14 protein-coding genes, 1 tRNA gene and 1 other annotated feature are annotated in these 20,948 nt (G+C 44.5%); of the genes, 6 read left to right on the top strand and 9 right to left on the bottom strand.

Going from position 1 to position 20,948, the window contains the following annotated elements; translation table 11 throughout:
* The first annotated feature begins 362 nt into the window (after positions 1–362).
* The 5 genes from rpoB (at position 363) to NWP25_RS14940 (ending at position 12,450) form a co-directional block, all read left to right on the top strand.
* Entirely contained in the window at positions 363–3,671 is a 3,309-nt protein-coding gene (gene rpoB / locus NWP25_RS14960; RefSeq protein ID WP_280651565.1) for a DNA-directed RNA polymerase subunit beta, read from the top strand.
* Positions 3,672–3,787: 116 nt separating this feature from the next.
* Positions 3,788–5,665, top strand: coding sequence for a DNA-directed RNA polymerase subunit gamma (locus NWP25_RS14955; RefSeq protein ID WP_280651564.1), 1,878 nt, complete (start codon positions 3,788–3,790; stop codon positions 5,663–5,665).
* Positions 5,666–5,705: 40 nt separating this feature from the next.
* A complete protein-coding gene (locus NWP25_RS14950; RefSeq protein WP_280688569.1) occupies positions 5,706–9,758 on the top strand; it encodes a DNA-directed RNA polymerase subunit beta'' in 4,053 nt (1,350 codons plus the stop codon).
* 137 nt (positions 9,759–9,895) lie between these two features.
* A complete protein-coding gene (locus NWP25_RS14945; RefSeq protein ID WP_280651562.1) occupies positions 9,896–10,441 on the top strand; it encodes a GIY-YIG nuclease family protein in 546 nt (181 codons plus the stop codon).
* Between the two features lie 224 nt (positions 10,442–10,665).
* The gene (locus NWP25_RS14940; RefSeq protein WP_280699686.1) at positions 10,666–12,450 is read left to right on the top strand and encodes a serine/threonine-protein kinase; all 1,785 of its coding nucleotides are present in this window, start codon (positions 10,666–10,668) and stop codon (positions 12,448–12,450) included.
* A 70-nt stretch (positions 12,451–12,520) separates the two neighbouring features.
* On the opposite strand, the gene rplL is transcribed toward NWP25_RS14940, so the two are convergent.
* The 8 genes from rplL to rplS form a co-directional block, all read right to left on the bottom strand.
* Entirely contained in the window at positions 12,521–12,916 is a 396-nt protein-coding gene (rplL, locus tag NWP25_RS14935; RefSeq protein WP_280651560.1) for a 50S ribosomal protein L7/L12, read from the bottom strand.
* A gap of 101 nt (positions 12,917–13,017) precedes the next feature.
* Positions 13,018–13,575, bottom strand: coding sequence for a 50S ribosomal protein L10 (rplJ, locus tag NWP25_RS14930; protein ID WP_280651559.1), 558 nt, complete (start codon positions 13,573–13,575; stop codon positions 13,018–13,020).
* 316 nt (positions 13,576–13,891) lie between these two features.
* Positions 13,892–14,060, bottom strand: a sequence feature (ribosomal protein L10 leader region).
* A gap of 64 nt (positions 14,061–14,124) precedes the next feature.
* Positions 14,125–14,841, bottom strand: coding sequence for a 50S ribosomal protein L1 (gene rplA, locus NWP25_RS14925; RefSeq protein ID WP_280651558.1), 717 nt, complete (start codon positions 14,839–14,841; stop codon positions 14,125–14,127).
* A gap of 106 nt (positions 14,842–14,947) precedes the next feature.
* The gene (gene rplK / locus NWP25_RS14920; protein WP_280651557.1) at positions 14,948–15,373 is read right to left on the bottom strand and encodes a 50S ribosomal protein L11; all 426 of its coding nucleotides are present in this window, start codon (positions 15,371–15,373) and stop codon (positions 14,948–14,950) included.
* 5 nt (positions 15,374–15,378) lie between these two features.
* On the bottom strand, positions 15,379–16,011 hold the full coding sequence (gene nusG / locus NWP25_RS14915; protein WP_280651556.1) for a transcription termination/antitermination protein NusG: 633 nt from the start codon (positions 16,009–16,011) through the stop codon (positions 15,379–15,381).
* Positions 16,011–16,232, bottom strand: a complete 222-nt coding sequence (gene secE, locus NWP25_RS14910) for a preprotein translocase subunit SecE (RefSeq protein ID WP_280651555.1) — start codon at positions 16,230–16,232, stop codon at positions 16,011–16,013. Before secE ends, nusG begins: the two co-directional genes overlap by 1 nt.
* 499 nt (positions 16,233–16,731) lie before the next feature.
* A tRNA-Trp gene (locus tag NWP25_RS14905) sits at positions 16,732–16,804 on the bottom strand.
* Between the two features lie 150 nt (positions 16,805–16,954).
* Positions 16,955–17,317, bottom strand: a complete 363-nt coding sequence (gene rplS, locus NWP25_RS14900) for a 50S ribosomal protein L19 (protein WP_280651554.1) — start codon at positions 17,315–17,317, stop codon at positions 16,955–16,957.
* A 174-nt stretch (positions 17,318–17,491) separates the two neighbouring features.
* Between rplS and NWP25_RS18730 the strand changes: the two genes are divergently transcribed.
* Positions 17,492–17,653, top strand: a complete 162-nt coding sequence (locus NWP25_RS18730; protein WP_374914072.1) for a hypothetical protein — start codon at positions 17,492–17,494, stop codon at positions 17,651–17,653.
* On the opposite strand, the gene NWP25_RS14890 is transcribed toward NWP25_RS18730, so the two are convergent.
* The gene (locus tag NWP25_RS14890) at positions 17,650–20,883 is read right to left on the bottom strand and encodes an efflux RND transporter permease subunit (protein WP_280688567.1); all 3,234 of its coding nucleotides are present in this window, start codon (positions 20,881–20,883) and stop codon (positions 17,650–17,652) included. The genes NWP25_RS18730 and NWP25_RS14890 overlap by 4 nt on opposite strands.
* Between the last annotated feature and the right edge of the window lie 65 nt (positions 20,884–20,948).

Genomic DNA, 20,948 nt, shown 5'->3' with positions numbered 1-20,948 from the left:
ACAGAGGGTGAATTATCGATAACAAAAATGCCTTAGAGATGTCTAGGCAATTGATGATGCTGAGGGGAAAAAGTGAGAAAAGCACAAAAAATTCGTCAATTTTCCAGCCACCTATTATCCAGGAATCAACTTATTAGGATTTTAGCGCACCTTAACCGAAAAAAAAGGCGATTACCCCCTTGCCAAAATCTCTGTTTCCAGTTTCAATAGCGGCGTTTGTTTACACCTAGAAATAGCAGATGGCATAAAAAAAGATAAGTTCCCAAGCAGTTATGGACACAAGTTAGCAGTGGGAACAGGCAAAAAAGAGATTTAAGCAGTGTCCTCAAACAAAGTTTAACCAGGTTGACTAAGGTAAAGGCATGACTACAGATACATATATGGAACCCGCCTTTTTATTGCCCGATTTAATTGAAATTCAGCGTTCTAGTTTTCGTTGGTTTCTAGAAGAAGGGCTAATAGAAGAACTCAACTCCTTTAGTCCAATTACAGACTACACAGGCAAACTAGAACTGCACTTTTTAGGTCAGAACTACAAACTCAAGGAGCCAAAGTACAGTGTCGAGGAATCTAAACGGCGGGACAGTACTTATGCCGTACAAATGTATGTACCCACACGTCTGTTAAACAAAGAAACAGGGGATATTAAAGAACAGGAAGTATTTATTGGGGATCTGCCTTTAATGACAGACCGAGGCACGTTTATTATTAACGGAGCCGAACGGGTGATTGTCAACCAAATCGTCAGATCCCCTGGAGTTTATTACAAATCTGAAATCGACAAAAATGGGAGGCGTACCTATTCAGCCAGCTTAATCCCTAACCGAGGAGCATGGCTGAAATTTGAAACAGACCGTAACGATTTAGTGTGGGTACGCATCGACAAAACCCGTAAACTCTCAGCACAGGTACTGTTAAAAGCCCTAAGCTTATCAGACAACGAAATATTTGACGCTTTACGCCACCCAGAATATTTCCAAAAAACCATTGAAAAAGAAGGGCAATTTTCTGAAGAAGAAGCCCTGATGGAGTTGTACAGGAAGTTAAGACCGGGTGAACCACCCACAGTCTTGGGTGGACAACAGCTATTAGACTCCCGTTTCTTCGACCCCAAACGTTATGACCTGGGTAGAGTAGGACGCTACAAACTCAACAAAAAACTACGGTTATCCGTACCTGAGACCATGCGTGTACTTACCCCTGGGGATATTTTGGCAGCAGTGGATTACCTGATTAACCTAGAATACGACATCGGTAACATCGACGATATTGACCACTTGGGTAACCGCCGGGTGAGAAGCGTGGGGGAACTACTACAAAACCAAGTCCGTGTGGGCTTAAACCGCCTAGAGCGAATTATTCGCGAACGCATGACCGTATCAGATGCGGAAGTTTTAACCCCAGCATCCTTGGTTAATCCCAAACCATTGGTAGCAGCCATCAAAGAATTCTTTGGCTCCAGCCAATTAAGTCAGTTCATGGATCAAACTAATCCCTTGGCAGAACTGACTCACAAACGTCGCCTCAGTGCCCTTGGTCCCGGTGGTTTAACTCGTGAACGTGCTGGGTTCGCTGTGCGAGATATTCACCCTTCTCACTACGGCAGAATTTGTCCGATTGAAACACCAGAAGGTCCCAACGCCGGTTTAATTGGTTCCCTAGCCACCCACGCCCGGGTCAACCAATACGGATTTTTAGAAACCCCCTTTCGTCCGGTAGAAAACGGAAGAGTAAGGTTTGACCTTCCCCCGGTGTACATGACAGCCGACGAAGAGGATGACCTCCGCACCGCCACCGGCGACATACCTCTAGATGGAAACGGTTACATCAAAGGACCCCAAGTACCCGTCCGCTATCGCCAAGACTGGGCTACCACAACACCAGAACAAGTGGACTACGTAGCAGTATCCCCGGTGCAAATTGTCTCCGTAGCTACCAGCATGATTCCCTTTTTGGAACATGACGACGCTAACCGAGCGCTGATGGGTTCCAACATGCAACGCCAAGCAGTGCCCTTGCTTAAACCAGAGCGTCCTTTAGTTGGAACTGGTTTAGAAGCCCAAGGCGCGAGAGACTCGGGTATGGTCATAGTCTCTCGTACCGATGGCGAAGTCACCTACGTAGATGCCACGGAAATTCGTGTTCGCCCCAAGACAGGTAACCCAGATAATAAAGAAATTAAGTATCGACTTTCCAAATACCAAAGATCCAACCAAGATACTTGTTTAAATCAAAAACCCCTAGTCCGCATTGGTGAGCGGGTAGTCGCAGGTCAAGTTCTGGCCGATGGTTCATCCACAGAAGGCGGAGAATTAGCTTTAGGTCAAAACATCGTCGTCGCCTATATGCCTTGGGAAGGCTATAACTACGAAGACGCGATTTTAATTTCCGAAAGACTCGTCCAAGAGGATATCTACACCTCTATTCACATTGAAAAATACGAAATTGAAGCCAGACAAACCAAACTCGGTCCCGAAGAAATCACCAGAGAAATTCCCAACGTGGGAGAAGACGCTTTGCGTCAGCTAGACGAACAAGGAATCATCCGTATCGGTGCTTGGGTAGAAGCCGGAGATATTTTAGTTGGTAAGGTCACTCCCAAAGGAGAATCAGACCAACCACCAGAAGAAAAACTCCTCCGCGCCATCTTTGGTGAAAAGGCCCGAGACGTACGAGACAATTCACTGCGAGTTCCCAATGGTGAAAAAGGACGCGTGGTTGACGTACGTTTATTTACCCGTGAACAAGGCGACGAATTGCCACCAGGAGCCAACATGGTCGTCCGGGTATACGTAGCCCAAAAGCGGAAAATCCAAGTGGGCGATAAAATGGCGGGTCGCCACGGTAACAAAGGCATTATTTCCCGCATTTTGCCTATAGAAGATATGCCTTATCTAGCAGATGGTTCCCCAGTGGACATTGTGCTCAACCCCTTGGGTGTACCGAGTCGTATGAATGTCGGTCAAGTGTTTGAATGTATGTTAGGTTGGGCGGCTCATAACCTAGGAGTACGGTTTAAAATTACTCCATTTGACGAAATGTACGGGGAAGAATCATCCCGGCGCATCGTTCATGAAAAACTGCAAGAAGCACGGGACGAAACAGGCAAAGATTGGGTATACAACTCAGATAACCCCGGCAAAATCATTGTGTACGACGGTCGCACCGGTGAACCCTTTGACCGACCCATCACTGTGGGCGTTGCCTATATTCTCAAACTTGTGCATTTGGTCGATGACAAAATCCACGCTCGTTCCACTGGACCATACTCCCTCGTGACTCAGCAACCCCTAGGAGGTAAAGCACAACAAGGTGGTCAGCGCTTTGGAGAAATGGAAGTGTGGGCCTTAGAAGCTTTTGGTGCCGCTTACACCTTGCAGGAATTACTGACAGTGAAATCAGACGATATGCAAGGACGCAACGAAGCTTTGAACGCCATAGTCAAAGGAAAATCAATTCCCCGACCAGGCACACCAGAATCTTTTAAAGTGCTGATGCGAGAACTGCAATCCTTAGGACTAGACATTGCCGTGCACAAGGTAGAAACCCAAGCAGATGGTAACTCCTTAGATGTGGAAGTCGATTTAATGGCAGACCAATCAAACCGACGCACACCACCTAGGCCAACTTACGAATCTCTCTCCCGCGAATCTTTAGAAGATGAAGAATAGGGACTAGAAACCGGAGAATTTTGGATTTGAAAATTTCAATCAACTTGAAACCACAAATCCAAAACTCATTGCCCCATGTTGATTAGGAATTGCGAATTAAAAGTTACAAATTAATTATGAGAACTGCCCAAACTAATCAGTTTGACTACGTAAAAATCGGATTGGCATCACCGGAACGCATCCGCCAATGGGGAGAGCGCACATTACCCAACGGTCAACTTGTAGGTGAAGTTACCAAGCCAGAAACAATTAATTACCGTACGCTCAAGCCCGAAATGGACGGCTTGTTTTGCGAGCGCATCTTTGGCCCCGCCAAAGACTGGGAATGTCACTGTGGTAAATATAAAAGAGTCCGTCACCGGGGTATAGTCTGCGAACGCTGCGGCGTAGAAGTTACTGAGTCCCGGGTTCGTCGTCACCGCATGGGTTACATTAAACTGGCGGCTCCAGTGGCCCATGTTTGGTATCTCAAAGGCATCCCCAGCTACATCTCCATTCTCCTGGATATGCCTTTGCGAGACGTAGAGCAAATTGTTTATTTCAACTCCTACGTCGTCCTCAGTCCCGGTAACGCCGAAACATTAACCTACAAACAGCTTCTCAGCGAAGACCAATGGTTAGAAATAGAAGACCAAATTTATAGTGAAGACTCTCTACTCCAGGGCGTAGAAGTGGGCATTGGTGCAGAAGCATTACTGCGCTTACTCGCCGATATTAGTTTAGAGCAAGAAGCCGAGAATCTCCGGGAAGAAACCGCTAATGCCAAGGGACAAAAACGAGCCAAATTAATTAAACGACTTAGAGTAATTGACAACTTTATCGCTACTGGCTCTAAACCAGAATGGATGGTGATGTCAGTTATTCCTGTGATTCCCCCAGACCTGCGCCCCATGGTACAACTCGACGGCGGACGCTTCGCTACCAGTGATTTAAACGACTTGTATCGACGGGTAATTAACCGCAACAATCGTTTAGCTCGTTTACAAGAAATATTAGCCCCAGAAATCATCGTCCGTAACGAAAAGCGCATGCTGCAAGAAGCGGTGGATGCTTTAATCGACAACGGTAGGCGCGGACGCACGGTGGTGGGAGCTAATAACCGACCCTTAAAATCTTTATCCGACATTATTGAGGGTAAACAAGGACGTTTCCGGCAAAACTTATTAGGTAAACGAGTAGACTATTCCGGACGCTCTGTTATTGTTGTCGGGCCGAAACTGAAAATTCACCAATGCGGCTTACCCAGAGAAATGGCCATTGAGCTATTTCAGCCCTTCGTCATTAACCGCCTGATTCGTAGTGGCATGGTCAACAATATCAAAGCTGCCAAAAAACTCATTTCTCGCAACGACCCCAGCGTTTGGGATGTCCTCGAAGAAGTCATAGAAGGACACCCAGTCATGCTCAACCGCGCTCCCACACTGCACCGCCTCGGTATTCAAGCCTTTGAACCGGTGTTAGTGGAAGGACGAGCTATACAACTACATCCCTTGGTCTGTCCTGCCTTTAACGCTGACTTTGACGGTGACCAAATGGCGGTGCACGTGCCCTTGTCTTTGGAAAGTCAAGCAGAAGCCCGATTATTAATGCTCGCTTCTAATAATGTCTTATCTCCGGCCACAGGCAGGCCAATTATTACACCTAGCCAAGATATGGTCCTAGGAGCATATTATTTAACAGCAGAAAACCCTAAGGCCACCAAAGGTACAGGTCGTTACTATGCTTCTCTCGACGACGTAATTATGGCTTTCCATCAAGACCAAGTTGATTTACACGCCTACATCTACGTCCGCTTTGACGGAGAAGTGGAATTAGACCAACCAGATCCTGACCCCCAGGAAATAACACAAAACCCTGACGGCACTCGGACTGTGATTTATAGAACCCGCCGCGTCAGAGAAGATGCCCAAGGCAATGTTATTTCTCAGTATATACGCACCACGCCAGGACGTGTTATTTACAACAAAGCAATTCAAGAAGCACTAGTGGTTTAATTGCGAATTACCTTGATTAAGGACTAAGGACTAAGAACTAATGACTAAAGAAAAAGCTGTTTTTCGCAATCGTGTCGTTGACAAAGGTCAGCTGAGAAAATTAATTTCTTGGGCGTTCACTCATTATGGTACAGCGCGCACTGCTGTCATGGCAGATAAATTAAAAGATTTGGGATTTCGCTACGCTACCAAAGCGGGGGTTTCCATCAGTGTAGATGATTTGATGATTCCTCCCAGTAAAAGATCTCTTTTGGACGCAGCCGAAGCGGAAATTCTTGCCACAGAAACTCGTTACCAACGCGGTGAAATCACAGAAGTAGAACGCTTTCAAAAAGTAATCGACACCTGGAATGGTACCAGTGAAGCTCTTAAAGACGAAGTAGTAGTTCACTTTAAAAAAACTGACCCCCTTAACTCGGTTTACATGATGGCGTTTTCTGGAGCACGGGGTAATATTTCCCAAGTGCGGCAGTTGGTGGGAATGCGGGGACTCATGGCAGACCCCCAAGGAGAAATTATTGACTTACCCATTAAAACCAACTTCCGCGAGGGATTAACGGTAACAGAATATATTATTTCTTCTTACGGTGCCCGCAAAGGATTAGTAGATACCGCCTTACGCACCGCCGATTCTGGTTATCTTACCCGCCGTTTAGTGGATGTCTCCCAAGATGTGATTATCCGCGAAATTGATTGCGGCACTACCAGGGGTATTCCCGTACGGGCAATGACCGAAGGCAATAAAGTTTTAATTTCCTTGGCGCAACGCTTACTGGGACGAGTAATTGCTGAAGATGTAGTACATCCCACCACCGGCAAAGTTATTGCCCCACGCAACACTCCTGTTTCCGATGAATTAGCCACGGAAATTCAAAAAGCTGGCATTACTGAAGTCATGGCTCGTTCCCCCTTGACTTGCGAAGCTGCTCGTTCTGTGTGTCAACATTGCTATGGCTGGAGTTTAGCCCATGCCAAGATGGTAGACTTGGGAGAAGCTGTGGGCATCATAGCTGCCCAGAGTATCGGTGAACCTGGTACACAGTTGACTATGCGTACCTTCCACACAGGTGGTGTATTTACTGGGGAAGTAGCCCAGCAAGTGCGTTCTACAACCGAAGGTACTATTCGCTTACCCCGCAAACTACGGACTCGACCTTATCGCACCCGTCACGGTGAAGATGCTCTTTATGTAGAAGCCAACGGTGTGATGCTGTTGGAGCCGAAAACAGATGGAGCTAAAAGCACCACACCACAAGAAATTCATGTCACTCAGGGTTCCACTTTATACCTCCAAGACGGAGCGCAGGTCAAAGTCGGTCAATTGCTGGCAGAAGTTGCCCTCGGTGGGCGCACAACTCGTGCTAACACCGAAAAAGCAGTCAAAGATGTAGCCTCGGACTTGGCCGGCGAAGTCTTGTTTGCTGAGGTAGTCCCGGAACAAAAAACAGACCGTCAAGGTAACACTACCACCACAGCTGCCAGAGGTGGTTTGATTTGGGTACTATCCGGGGAAGTGTATAACTTGCCCCCTGGTGCTGAATTAATGGTCAAAAATGGTGACAAAATCGCCACCAACGGAGTATTGGCGGAAACCAAATTAACCACGGTTCATGGTGGTGTAGTCCGTTTACCAGAAACTATCCCTGGTAAAAGTACTAGAGAAATTGAAATTATCACTGCCTCTGTGGTTTTGGACCAAGCCACGGTGACTGTAGAAAGTTCCCAAGGACGCAACCACTACTTAATTACCACTGGTAATAACCAAGTATTTAACCTCCGTGCTACCCCAGGGACTAAGGTTCAAAACGGTCAAGTAGTCGCCGAATTAATTGACGAACGCTACCGCACCAACACCGGCGGTTTGCTCAAATTTGGCGGTGTGGAAGTGCAGAAAAAAGGCAAAGCCAAACTCGGTTATGAAATCGTCCAAGGTGGGACGTTATTGTGGATACCAGAAGAAACCCACGAAGTTAATAAAGATATCTCTTTATTGTTGGTGGAAGACGGACAATTTGTGGAAGCCGGCACTGAAGTAGTTAAAGATATTTTTTGTCAAAACAGTGGCGTTATCGAAGTCACCCAGAAAAATGATATCCTCCGTGAAGTCGTTGTCAAACCCGGCGAGGTGCTGATGGTGGATGACCCCGAAGCTGTCATGGGACGAGATAACACCTTTGTCCAACCGGGAGAAGAATTTTTCGGCACCGTGGCCACTGAGTTACGGTATATCCAATATGTAGAGTCCCCAGAAGGCCCTGCTTTATTGAGCCGTCCCGTGGTCGAATTTCCTGTCTCCAGTCATCCTGATGTACCATCCACTACATCTATTAGCCAACAAACCGGACGTTCCATTCAAATGCGGGCAGTACAAAGATTGCCTTATAAAGATTCGGAACGAGTGAAGTCTGTTGAAGGTGTAGAACTGTTACGAACACAGTTAGTATTGGAAATTGAACAAGATGGGGAACAAGACCACACAGCATCTCCTCTAGCAGCAGACATTGAATTAGTCCAAGATGCTGAAAATCTCGACATTCAACGGCTGCAACTCGTTATCTTAGAATCTTTGGTTATTCGCCGAGACATTGCCGCCGATGCTACCCAAGGTAGTACTCAAACTAGCTTGGAAGTGGAAGATGGACAAAGCATTCCTCCTGGGGCTGTGGTAGCTCGGACACAAATCTTAGGTAAAGAAGGTGGTATTGTCCGGGGTGTCCGCAAAGATACTGAAGCGGTACGGCGCTGCTTAGTATTACGTAACAACGACCAATTTGCCATGACTACTAAAGTCAAACCCACGGTCAAAAAAGGTGACTTGTTGGTAGAAGGTGACGAAATAGCTCCCGGTATCTACGCTTTGGATTCTGGGCAAGTATTGGATGTGGTAGAAAACACCCCTGCACAACCCCAGCCGGGAGAATCGGCTTTAACGAGTGGTGAGTATTCTGTTCACATCCGCGTTGGTCGTCCCTATCGAGTCAGCCCTGGTGCTGTGTTGCAAATCGAAGACGGCGATTTGGTGCAACGGGGTGATAACTTAGTGCTGTTGGTATTTGAACGGGCTAAAACCGGAGATATTATCCAAGGTTTGCCTCGCATTGAAGAATTACTGGAAGCCCGCAAACCCAAGGAAGCTTGTATATTAACCCGTCGATCTGGTGAACTCAAAGTGGTTTATGGCGATGGTGATGAAGCTATTGGTGCCAAGATCATAGAATCTAACGGTGTGGTCACGGAATATACTTTGGGTCCGGGACAAAATTTAGTCTTCCCTGATGGCTCTATGGTTTCAGCCGGGGAACCGTTGAGTGATGGACCATCCAACCCCCATGAAATTTTGGAAGTGTTCTTTAGCCTTGGCTCTGAAGAAGGAGTTTATGCTTGTGCTAGTCATGCTTTGCAAAAAGTACAAACTTTTCTGGTGAATGAAGTGCAGATGGTTTATCAGTCCCAAGGAATTGATATTGCCGACAAGCACATTGAAGTTATTGTCCGTCAAATGACTAATAAGGTCAGAATTGATGATGGTGGGGACACTACTATGCTTCCTGGGGAATTGGTGGAACTGCGCCAAGTGGAACAAGTCAACGAGGCTATGGCAATTACTGGCGGGGCTAGAGCGCAATACACCCCTGTATTGTTAGGGATCACTAAGGCATCTTTGAACACAGATAGCTTTATTTCTGCAGCATCTTTCCAAGAAACAACCAGGGTGCTGACGGAAGCTGCCATTGAAGGTAAATCTGACTGGCTGCGTGGGTTAAAGGAAAACGTGATTATCGGTAGATTGATTCCGGCTGGTACTGGCTACAACACTTATGAAGAAACGGTGCTGGATGAATATACTGGTTTAGAATCTAATAGTGTGTTGGATGAAGTTGATGATCCTTTGGACATGGTGCTCGATGACCGTACAGCCCGCGCCTACAATCTAGATGCTTCTGGACTGGTGGATTCTGGTTTTACTAACCGCCGCACTGAAAGAAGCGTTTTGGATGAGGAGGATGAGTTAATTGCTGATGAAGTCATTGACCTTGTGGATGAAGATGAGGATGATTACGAGGATGAAGATGAGGATGATTTTGAAAGTTAATACAGCGTGGCTATTGATGATTAGCTGTTAAGGCTATTTTTTCATGAGTGAGAGGCAGAAGAATATTTTCTTTTGCCTTTTTAATTTATAAAGCTGAATTTTATATCCTAGTTGTTAGGGATTTTTAGGTTTGATATATGAGTACTGAAGTTAATGTTGCTTCTTTGGCAAATTTGGAGTATTTTCCTTACATTGATGACCAAGGTCGCATACCTGAAGTATTTGCTGGAAAAATAGGAGTATACGCTATTTTTGACCAAGGTCAAGTGCTCCAATTTGTGGGATATTCCCGGGATGTTTATCTGAGTCTGAAGCAGCATTTGATCCGTCAGCCTCATGAATGTTTTTGGGTGAAAGCTCAAACTATCTCGCGCCCTAGCCGCACAATTTTAGAAAATATTGAAAATGTTTGGATTGCTGAAAATGGTACTGTTCCTTCAGGAAATGCAGATAATCAGGAAAGGTGGACACAACCTATTAATGTCCGAGGATTAATGACTCCTGAAGAAGAAGAGAATTATGGTAATTCAGCTAATGATGAATTTGCTCAAGTTAAAATCATTAAAAGTGTAGCCCGGCGAGTGGAAGCAGAAATTTTAGTTGTTTTGGAAAGAAGGGGGTTGAAAGAACAGTTGCGGTTTAATCCTAAGTTGAAGGAGGAAGGATTATTGGATTTAAAGTGAGGCTGTTTGCTAATTGTTAAGCTGGGAAAGGGTGAGACCGTTAAAAAATATATTGAAGAACAAAGACATCATGATACTACCTGATGGACTGCTCCTAAAAAAGCTTTGCCCTCCCCTACATCCTGCCTAAAGTATAATGGAATATCTTCGCCACGCTCCGATACCTTATCTCGGTGGTTTTGGCTCCCTCGATTTTCTTATAAGGCGATCGCTTGTAAATTTTCATGACAAAAACGCTTCTGAACAATCGCTATCAAGTAGTTGAGGTACTGGGTGCAGGTGGATTTGGGGAAACATTTCTGGCAGAAGATACCCATATGCCTTCTCGCCGTCGCTGTGTGATCAAGCAACTCAAACCCATAGTCAATGATCCAAAAACTTACCAAATGATTCAACAGCGCTTTGAAAGGGAAGCTGCAACTTTGGAGTATCTGGGTGAAAGTAGTGACCAAATCCCGACGTTATATGCTTACTTTTCCGAGAATGGACTGTTTTACCTGGTTCAAGAATGGATTCAAGGGCAAACTTTGACAAATATTGTCGAAGCCAAAGGCTCTCAGAGTGAAGCTACTGTTCGGGAGATTGTTGTCAGTTTGTTATCTGTTTTGGATTATGTCCATGGCAAGGGTATTATTCATCGGGATATCAAACCAGATAATATTATTGTCCGGTCAAGTGATAATAAGGCGTTTTTGATTGATTTCGGCGCGGTCAAGGAGACTATACGTTCAGTGGTTGGTTCTTCTCCTCATGGTACGCGATCGCTTGTGATTGGTACACCTGGATATATGCCGATAGAACAGGCTATGGGAAGGCCTGTTTATGCTACTGACATCTACAGCTTGGGTTTGACTGCGGTCTACTTACTAACAGGTAAACATCCACCAGAATTACAGACAAACCCGCAAACGGGGAAAATTCTCTGGCAAGATTTAGCCCCAGATGTGTCACCGCATTTAGCAAAGGTAATTAATCAGGCAATTCAACCTCAAGTGAGCCAGCGCTATACTACTGCTGGTAAAATGCTGTATGGTTTAAAACCTGCTCCTGATATTAGTTCAGATTCAATTACTAAGCCCACAGTTAGCTTTAGTCCTGGTAGTATTGCATCAAATCACCAAACCCAAGCAGTAATTTCTCCGCCCACGATTCCTAGTAGGAAATCGCAAAGGACCCCTGCTTTAATTATTGGCAGTTTAGTTTTAGGTGGCTTAGTTGGAGGCGTAGTGATTTCTGGCTTGACTCGTCAACCACAGTCTCAAGAATCTCTAAGCACGTTATCAAAATCCACACCATTTTCCGATTCTAATAAGATTGAACCCACTCCTAGTCCCACAACTTCCGCTTCAGTAGGTATCACTAAGCCTGTTGCTGTAGAACCCGGTTTAGATGCAGCAGTACCTGTAGAACAAGGGCCACAAGTAACTCGGACATTCCCACCAGAACCACCAGAACCACCAGAACCACCAGAACCACCAGAACCAACAGAACCACCAGAACCACCAGAACCACCAGAACCACCAGAACCACCAGAACCACCAGAACCACCAGAACCACCAGAACCACCAGAACAATCAAATCAACAAATTGCTCCCAGCGAAACCAAAGCTTTTAGTGTGCCGGCATTTCCTACCGGAACTTCTCAAGATACGGTCAAAGCAGCTTTGGGAAAGCCTAGTAGAACTTCTAAAGGATTATGGAATACTCGTGCTTTTCTTTATCGTTTAGAAAATAATGTTGACCTTGGTTATTTATTTGACCAAAACACCGGAGTATTGCGCCAAACTGAAGTATCCTTTGCGCCATCTGTACAACCACAAATAATACAAAACACGTTACAGGGGATGCTTGGTGGTAATGCTAATAGTGAGATCAAGCAAGGGCTGCAAAAAGTAAGCGATCGCGAAACTAAGCGATACTCTTTTAATGTGGGGAAATTAAAAGGTGTAATTGAACGCAATGCCCAGGATCGGATTTACATTGGTGTGTGGGATGGGGATTTGCATTAAAAAAAGCCTGCACAAGCAGGCCTTTTCTGAAATTCCCTAAACTCAAAGTTGGTGGGTGCTAAGTTGTTGATTACTTAACAGTTACTTTACCACCAGCCTCTTCGATGCGCTTTTTAAGATCTTCGGCAGCTTCCTTGGGAATACCTTCTTTGACAGGTTTCGGAGCAGCTTCCACCAGGTCTTTTGCTTCTTTGAGACCTAAACCAGTTAATTCACGGACAATCTTCAGTACAGCGATCTTCTTGTCAGCTGGAACGGAATCTAGGATCACATCAAACTCGGTTTTTTCTTCTACTGGTTCAGCTGCAGCTGCTGCACCAGCACCGGGAGCCATCATCATCATCCCACCAGCAGGTGCAGCAGCACTTACGCCGAAGGCTTCTTCAATTTGCTTAACTAACTCAGCTGCTTCCAGCAAAGAGAGAGTTTTCAATTGTTCGAGAATTTGATCAGTTGCAGCAGACATTGATATAACTCCTGTAATCTTGTAAATTTTGTTTTTGCTGACCCAAAGTTCCAATTAAGGGTAAATTGCAGCAGATAAACTTGGGGGTAATTTCGTGAATTTTATTCAGCCGCACTTTCGGTGCTTGCATCTTGGTCTTTGTCTTTCTCAGCCACAGCTTGCAAAGCACGAGCCAAAGAGCTGGGAACTTCGTTGATACCAACAGCTACTTTGGTAGCTAAGGCGTTGATAGCTCCTGCAATTTGCGCCATGAGTTGGTCTTTAGTTGGCAAGTCTCCTAGAGCCTTGACATCAGGTTCCTTCAGCAGGCGACCTTCCATAACGCCGCCGCGAAGTTCTGTCTTCTTGGTGGCTTTCTGAAAGTCTTGATAAGCCTTAATTGCAGATGAAAAATCTTCTTGAACTAGCAAAAACGCGGAAGAACCTTTGAGCAATTCCGAAAGTGGTTCCCAGTTTTTGTCCCCTTGAATAGCGATGCCCATAAAGGTATTTTTAGTTACCTTACAAACAGTACCAGTGGGACGCAGACGCCTACGTAAGTCGGTAATTTGAGCAACTGTTAACCCCTGATAATCAATCACCAGTGTCAAACTTGACTTACTCAGAGTTTCTTTGAGATCGGCTACAATCTCTTTTTTGTTTTCTAGTGTTCTACCCATGCTTAGTTTCACCTCCAAGGGCAAAATCATTATTTTCCATTAAGTAAAACTTTGTTAAATCTACTGATTAAGAGTAAATTCCGTTTTACTTGCGGCGTTAATTCAAGCTGTTGCTGGATTTTTGTTTACAGGTGTCAATTCAGGAGCAACCAATTCAAAAATGCTCATGCAATTTTCTTATGAGGATGCGCTGAATTTTTTTGTATTTGGCTTTGTGTCTTTTGTGTGTTTTGTGGTTCGTTCTTTGGAGTCAATGAACTAGAGATGAACACATAGGAACACAGATAAATTACCTGAGAGGGTTTTACCATGAGCCAGTGAAAACAATTAACCCCAGCTATATCAGCCGGGGTTGGATAGAAAAACTCAGAGCACCTGATTAATGACACCTTAATGAGTGGCGTTTCAGGTAAATTGAGCTTTAACCTCGGCAGGATATTTGAGCCAATGGCTCCTGCTGTCTCCGGCTTTGCTTATTTAGTTTTGCGGCGGGAGTGCAGTAGGTACTGAGCTTAAGAAATGGATGATGTCTTTAGTCTCTGTTACCAATTAAGCTACTTCGGTCAGTTTTAAATCCCGTAAAGCGTTGATATCGACTTTAATTGATGGTCCCATGGTGGAGGCTACATAAATTGTGCGCCAATAACGACCTTTGGCTCCCGAAGGACGGTTCCGATCAATTGTTTCTTGCAACGCCTTCAAGTTTACCAACAAATCATCAGGCGCAAAGTCTGCCTTACCAAACATAACATGGACAATACCAGTGCGATCAGCTCGGAATTCTAGTTTACCAGCTTTGAACTCGGAGATCGCACTTACTAGGTCAAATGTCACCGTTCCACCCTTGGGTGATGGCATTAAACCACGGGGACCTAGTAACTTACCCAGCTTTGCCACCTGTGGCATGACATCGGGGGTAGCAATGAGCTTGTCGAAATCCATCATACCTTGTTGAATTTCGTTAATCAGCTCTTCAGATCCAACTATATCCGCACCGGCGTTGGTGGCTTCAGTGACCTTTTCACCTCTAGTAATTACTGCCACACGCACGGTTTGTCCTGTACCTTTGGGCAGTGTTACTGTTGTTCGCAGTTGCTGGTCTGTGTATTTCGGGTCAATGCCTAGTCGGATATGAGCTTCTGCTGCTTCAGCAAATTTGGCTGTTGCTGTTTCTTTGAGCAGGGTTAAGGCTTCTAGGGGCACATATTCCCTATCTTCTACTTTTTCCAGTAGCGCCTGCAAGCGGCGCGATATTTTTTTTCCCATTTTTTCTCCTGGGGTAATTACGAGACTGGATCTCTCCCCCGATAAAGTTAGTGCACTGTGCTAAGAGTTTAGCGTTTTACTAATTCAGGTGAACTTCCAGTTTTAACTAATCTAAAACTGTTACGCCCATATTCTTGGCAGTACCTGCCACAATTTTCATTGCGGCTTCTATATCATTGGCGTTGAGATCGGGCATTTTGGTTTGGGCAATTTCTTGGAGTTGAGCTTTTGTAATTGAGCCAACTTTCTTTTTGTTCGGTTCATTAGAACCTCTTTCTATTTTCGCTGCCTTGCGAATCAGTACTGATGCTGGTGGTGTTTTCAGTACAAACGTGAAACTCCGGTCTTCAAACACCGAAATTTCCACAGGTACTACCATTCCAGCTTGGTCTGCCGTTTTGGCGTTGTACTCTTTGCAGAACATCATGATGTTCACACCATGTTGACCCAATGCTGGGCCTACTGGTGGTGCTGGGTTGGCTTTTCCAGCATTCAGGGCCAGTTTAATGACCGCTACTACTTTCTTCGCCATTTGTGTTAGCTCTGTTTTTCTACCTGATTAAATTCTAATTCTACTGGTGTGTCTCGCCCAAAAATGGAGAGCAAAGCTTTTAATTTGCTTCTTTCTGGACTGACTTCAATGACCTCGCCTTCAAAGTCTTTAAAAGGACCGGAAAGTACAACTATCTTATCACCAGCAGCCATGTCAATTTTGAGAATTGGCTCCTGTTCGCTAGTCTGTTTGAATATCCGTTCTACTTCTGATGGACCTAAAGGCACTGGTTTTACGTGACCACGGCTTTTGCTGCCGCCGCGTTTTTGCTCTGCTCCCACAAAATTAATTACGTGGGAGGTGTTTCGCACCACTTGCCAGGTATCATCTTCCATGACCATTCGTACTAACACATAACCGGGAAAGACTTTTTCCTCTGTGTGCTGACGACTGCCATCTTTGCGGATTTTCACTGCTGGCGTGTGAGGAATTTCTACTTGAATAATTTTGTCAGCTACGTCAAAGGTTTGGATACGTTGCTCCAAGTTTGTCTTGACGCGTTTTTCACAGCCTGAGGCTACTTGTACTGCGTACCAGCGTGCTTGCTTTAGGGCTGTTTCTGCCGCTTCCTCAGAGTGGAATGCTGAGTTATATGGTTCGTCTGTTGCAGAAGTCATCAGAATACCTGTTGTGCCACCCAACCGAACAATCCATCGACCAAATATATCAAAGATGCAGAGAGTGTGACCATTAATAGGACACCTGCTGACTCGCTCACTAGTTGCTTTCTACTTGGCCAAACTACTTTTTCCAGTTCTTCTTTTGTACCCTCAAAGAAGTTGGTCAAGCTAAACCCACTGGTGTTTACTGGCATTTCCGCTTCATTTTTTTTTGTCATTGTCGTTTATCCCTCAGTTTGTAATAGAAGCTTTACCGCTCATAGAAATCTTGACAACAGTGGCTAAGGGCAGCCAATGCTGGAAAACTACGTTTGTAATCCTAGTCCCAGGTTCTAAAATTACTGGGATAAACGGTAATCCCTCTATTCCCTCAAAAATATTGGGAATTACTTTTCTACGTAGATCAATTTTTTTTGCTGATAACTAGATAAACTGATGTCTAGCATGTAACTGAGGGACTGCTTAAGATAACCCAAGCATATCAGATCAGATTGCTGTCTTATTACCAACTAAAGGTGTAATGTTGGTGATATTTCCACTATGTTCTGGAATTGTGTGAGTACAAATTGAGTTACGGTTTTCTGCCCAGTACAATTTTACCCAGATTTACTGTTCTCACTCCATCATACTCGCTGGAAGCAAAAAAAGGTGCAAACTGCAATATTGAAAATCATTAGGCCCGAACCAAAAGTTCGGGCTGTGTTTTTTGCTTTCAAGCGCGCCCTGGAGGACTTGAACCCCCGACATCAGGTTTTGGAGACCTGCGTTCTACCAACTGAACTAAGAGCGCACAGGGTGGCTTGGATTCAGTTATTGCGCTGAACCTTCTCTAGTATAGCGCAACTTTCGCTTTATATCTTACCTTATTTTTGTCGGAGGAGCAAATCAGCGGCAAATGCCGCTTGCTAGTAGAAATTTCTCCCATACTTTGAGCCGAAATTTACAGGGTACGGTCAAACCGTTGCTTGATACGGGTAGCTTTACCTACACGTTCGCGCAAGTAATACAGTTTAGCGCGGCGGACTTTACCTCGACGCAGAATTTTAATGCTGTCGATGCGTGGAGAGTGTAACAAAAATACTCGTTCAACACCAATACCTTGAAACACACGGCGGACTGTAATAGTTTCGTTAATGCCACCATTACGTTTGGCAATGACTACGCCTTCGTAGGGTTGTACGCGAAACTTTTGCCCTTCCTGAATCTTGACTCCAACTTTGACAGTATCGCCCACATGGATGACGGGCAAATTTGATTTGAGTTGTTCCGCTTCAATGGAGCGAATAATCTCTTGAGCGCTCATGGTTTTGCTGCTTTAAAAACTCACAATCATTAATGATAAATCGATAATCCTATTTCAGTCTACTTGTTTAGATCAAAATTTGGATAATTTTACCGATCCTAATGGGCTGGAGTTAGAAGCTATATTACAAAAGTCTGTATTACAAGCATCAAAACTATCAAATTTAGGGTGGTGATGACCACCTACAACCATTTAAAACTGCTCAAACGAGCCATTAACCCTGCTCTTAACCAAACGATGCTTTGTGAAGTAGTGGTTTTGCCCATGACCTGGGCAAGCTCGGCTGTGTTTGTATATTGGTGGGCAAGATGCCCCCACTACAAAGAAATGGGTTAGTTTATTTTTTTCCTGACCATACCGAAATAAATTAAAATTCGCTTTGCGCCATGCCAATGTAGTAAATCGTGGAGGATGGTATAAAAACAGGGTATGATCAACAGTGTTAGCAATGTGGCTATAGACAAGCCAGAAAATACTACCACGCCTAATGGTTGAAGAAATTCTGAACCTGCGCCAATTCCTAATGCTAGGGGAAACATACCTAAAACTGTAGTAATGGTGGTCATTAGTACTGGGCGCAAGCGTTGAGGAGCAGCTTGTAAAATCGCCGTTTTTCTGTCAACTTTGTGGCGATGGCGAATTTGATTTGCTAGTTCTACCATGATAATTGCATTGTTAACAACAATACCTACCAATAACACTGCACCTACGATTACCGTCGCACCAATGGGGGTATTGGTAATGTAAAGCCCAAAAATTCCCCCAGCTAGAGCCAGAGGAATTGTTAACATAATTACCAAAGGGTCAATGAGTGAGTTGTACTGCACGGCCATGACTATAAAAACTAGAAAACTAGCCAATCCACCTAATAGTTTCAGGGAGTTTTGTATTTCCTGATTGGATGTAGCCGTCGCACTAGGTAAAACACTCACACCTTGAGGTAAATTTACACTACTTATAATTTGATTTACTTCGCTAAAAGCATCACTGAGGTTAGCTCCTGCGGTTAAATTGCCTGCAAATATCACAACCTGACGTTGATTAATGCGCTGAATCTCCCCAGGAGCTTGTGCTTTGGTAATTGTGGCTAAATCGCTCAGACGGACTTGGCGATTGTCCTTGACAAATAAAGGTAATCTTTCTAATTGAGAAACCTTTTGTAGTGATATTTCCTTCAACTGGACTCTGACATCAACTAAACGGTTACCGCGTTGTATTTGGGTGGGTACAGTACCTTCTATAGCTGTCTGAATTGTATTGCCAATATCTTGGGTGTTTAGGCCAAAAGTGGCGACTCGTTCCCAGTCAGGACGAATTTGTAGTTCTGGTTGACGGTCATCAGCTTCGGGACGAAATCTCACTAGGGTAGCTTGCTGTTCTAAGGCAGTGAGGACTTCTCGAGCGGTTTGTTCTAGGGTATTTGTATCACTACCTTGAAGGATGATATCAATATCAGCGCCACGTGCGGGGGAGTTGTTGAGAATTAAACCCCGCACTTGACCAGGAAATAGGCGCAGGCGAATTCCCACTAAATTGAGCTTGTCAAACTCTTGGGTGACTCGTTCTATATAAGCTTCAATGTCAGTTCCATCTGCGAGGGTAATTGTGCTGGTACCTCTGAGGGGATTAGCATTAACATTTCTACCAAAAATTGCGCCGCCTGCTGTAGAGAAGACATATTCGGTTTCTGGCTGGTTCAAAAGGATCTCATCCACCATAGCCATAACTTTTTGATTAGTTTCTAAAGGGGTACCTGGTGGAAACTGAGCACTTAATGCGGCTTGTCCAGTGCTAATGGTAGGGAGGATTTCTTGGGGAATTTGGGGAGCCATCCACAAACTACTGCTTGCACAGAGGAAAATAGCGATGGCCGCTGTTAAAAATCGCTGGCGCAATATAATCGCTAAAAAACGACTATATGTTTTTGTGGCTGCGTCAAAGCGACGGTTGAATTCTTGTAGTAGCCAAAGCTTACTCAACCCAGTGGAAAATTTCCATGCCAAGGTGCGGGAGGTAAGCATAGGTACAATTGTAAGGGCAATGACAATTGAAGCTGTGACGGCAAAGGTGATGGTAAGAATTAGCTCATTAAATAGTAGTGAAATAAAGCCACCGATCAGTAAAAATGGTATTACTGCTACTAAGTTAGTACTGGTGGAAGCAATTAAAGCTGATTCTATTTGTTGACTACTTTGTTCAGCTTGTTCAATGAGTTGTTGGGAATTGAGGGGAGTTTTGCTGTTTTTACCGGGAGTTATACCTGCACCCTCAGCAATGTTTTCTAACATGACTATGGAGTTATCTACGACAATACCCACCCCTAAAGCTAAACCACCCAAGCTAAATATATTCAGGGATAAGCCAAATATTCCCATGAGGATTATGGCTGTTAAACTGGCTAAGGGAATAGCAATGACAATAATGAGAGTTTGTCGCAAGGAACCAAGAAATAAGAAAACGGCAAAAGCGGCTAGTCCTGTGCCAATTAACCCGGAGGTAGTAACGTTGGAGATGGAATTGCGAATAAATTGGGACTCATCTAATGTAGATGTGAGTATTGTTCCTTCGGGAAATATACTAGAGGCTTCGAGTTGTTGGAGGCGTTTTTTTACGCCATCAACAACGTTGACTGTGTTGGCATCTGGCTGTTTTTGAATGCTGACTTTGACAGCTGGTTCCTTGTTGAGAGAAACGTAGATTCGCTGTTTTTCTGAGCCATCAATGACCTCAGCAAAGTCTCGCAAGTAAACACGACGATTGGGATTTGGGGTCTGGGTATTGGCTACTGAGGAAGAAGTTACTTCAAAAGACAAGTTTTCAATTTCATCAATACTTTGGAAGCGTCCCACAGTCCGAGTCAATGGCTCAGAGTTTGACCCTAAAAGCCGACCACCGGAAAGATCTTGATTGCGGTCTCTGAGTTCTTCTAGGACATCAGTTACACTGACACCTAAAGCTTGCAAACGATCTAAATCTAAATTGACTCTCACTTCTTCTTTCACTCCTCCCGATACGTCTACCCCTGCGACCCCGGGAACAACGTTTAGTTCGCGAGCTAATTCTTCTTCGGCAAAAACACGTAAATCAAGGCTGTTGAGGGAGGGTGAAGTTAAGGCAAATTCGTAAACTGGTAACTGGGAAGGATCGAATTTGAATAAGCGCGGTGTTTGAATAGTGTCGGGTAAATTATTTCTAGCTCTATTAAGGGAGGCTGTGGCATCATTTAAAGCTTGATCAATATTTCCTCCTGGTTGAAAATAAAGATCTAAACTTACTTGTCCTTCACGAGTTTGAGAAAAAATCTGTAGTACACCTTCTGTGGCGGAAAAAGTTGATTCTAAAGGTCTTGTTATTTCATCAATTGCTACCTCTGGAGAAATTCCTGGTGCATCTATGCGTACACCAATTCGCGGATAGGTAATTGATGGTAGTAAATCTACTGGTATTTTGATTAGATAGAATACACCCATAACCAATAGTGCCAAGGTTAGCATGAGTGTGCCGATATGTCGGCGGATGGCAATGGTGGTAATACTAAATCCGCCGCCTTTATTTGTTTGCTGCATCTATTGGTAATCTCCAATCAAAGGGCTATTGCTAAGTCCTAATTCCTAATTAAGAATCTTGGGTT

The sequence above is a fragment of the Umezakia ovalisporum Ak1311 genome (assembly GCF_029891685.1).
Lineage (GTDB): Bacteria > Cyanobacteriota > Cyanobacteriia > Cyanobacteriales > Nostocaceae > Umezakia > Umezakia ovalisporum.
Note: the sequence above shows the minus strand (reverse complement) of the source record. Positions and strands in the feature narration are given on the sequence as shown.

Bases quoted from the DNA above. Each gene is read 5' to 3' on its own strand.
- rpoB (WP_280651565.1), top strand. From the start codon at position 363: ATGACTACAGATACATATATGGAACCCGCCTTTTTATTGCCCGATTTA.
- NWP25_RS14955 (WP_280651564.1), top strand. From the start codon at position 3,788: ATGAGAACTGCCCAAACTAATCAGTTTGACTACGTAAAAATCGGATTG.
- NWP25_RS14950 (WP_280688569.1), top strand. From the start codon at position 5,706: ATGACTAAAGAAAAAGCTGTTTTTCGCAATCGTGTCGTTGACAAAGGT.
- NWP25_RS14945 (WP_280651562.1), top strand. From the start codon at position 9,896: ATGAGTACTGAAGTTAATGTTGCTTCTTTGGCAAATTTGGAGTATTTT.
- NWP25_RS14940 (WP_280699686.1), top strand. From the start codon at position 10,666: ATGACAAAAACGCTTCTGAACAATCGCTATCAAGTAGTTGAGGTACTG.
- rplL (WP_280651560.1), bottom strand. From the start codon at position 12,916: ATGTCTGCTGCAACTGATCAAATTCTCGAACAATTGAAAACTCTCTCT.
- rplJ (WP_280651559.1), bottom strand. From the start codon at position 13,575: ATGGGTAGAACACTAGAAAACAAAAAAGAGATTGTAGCCGATCTCAAA.
- rplA (WP_280651558.1), bottom strand. From the start codon at position 14,841: ATGGGAAAAAAAATATCGCGCCGCTTGCAGGCGCTACTGGAAAAAGTA.
- rplK (WP_280651557.1), bottom strand. From the start codon at position 15,373: ATGGCGAAGAAAGTAGTAGCGGTCATTAAACTGGCCCTGAATGCTGGA.
- nusG (WP_280651556.1), bottom strand. From the start codon at position 16,011: ATGACTTCTGCAACAGACGAACCATATAACTCAGCATTCCACTCTGAG.
- secE (WP_280651555.1), bottom strand. From the start codon at position 16,232: ATGACAAAAAAAAATGAAGCGGAAATGCCAGTAAACACCAGTGGGTTT.
- rplS (WP_280651554.1), bottom strand. From the start codon at position 17,317: ATGAGCGCTCAAGAGATTATTCGCTCCATTGAAGCGGAACAACTCAAA.
- NWP25_RS18730 (WP_374914072.1), top strand. From the start codon at position 17,492: ATGACCACCTACAACCATTTAAAACTGCTCAAACGAGCCATTAACCCT.
- NWP25_RS14890 (WP_280688567.1), bottom strand. From the start codon at position 20,883: ATGCAGCAAACAAATAAAGGCGGCGGATTTAGTATTACCACCATTGCC.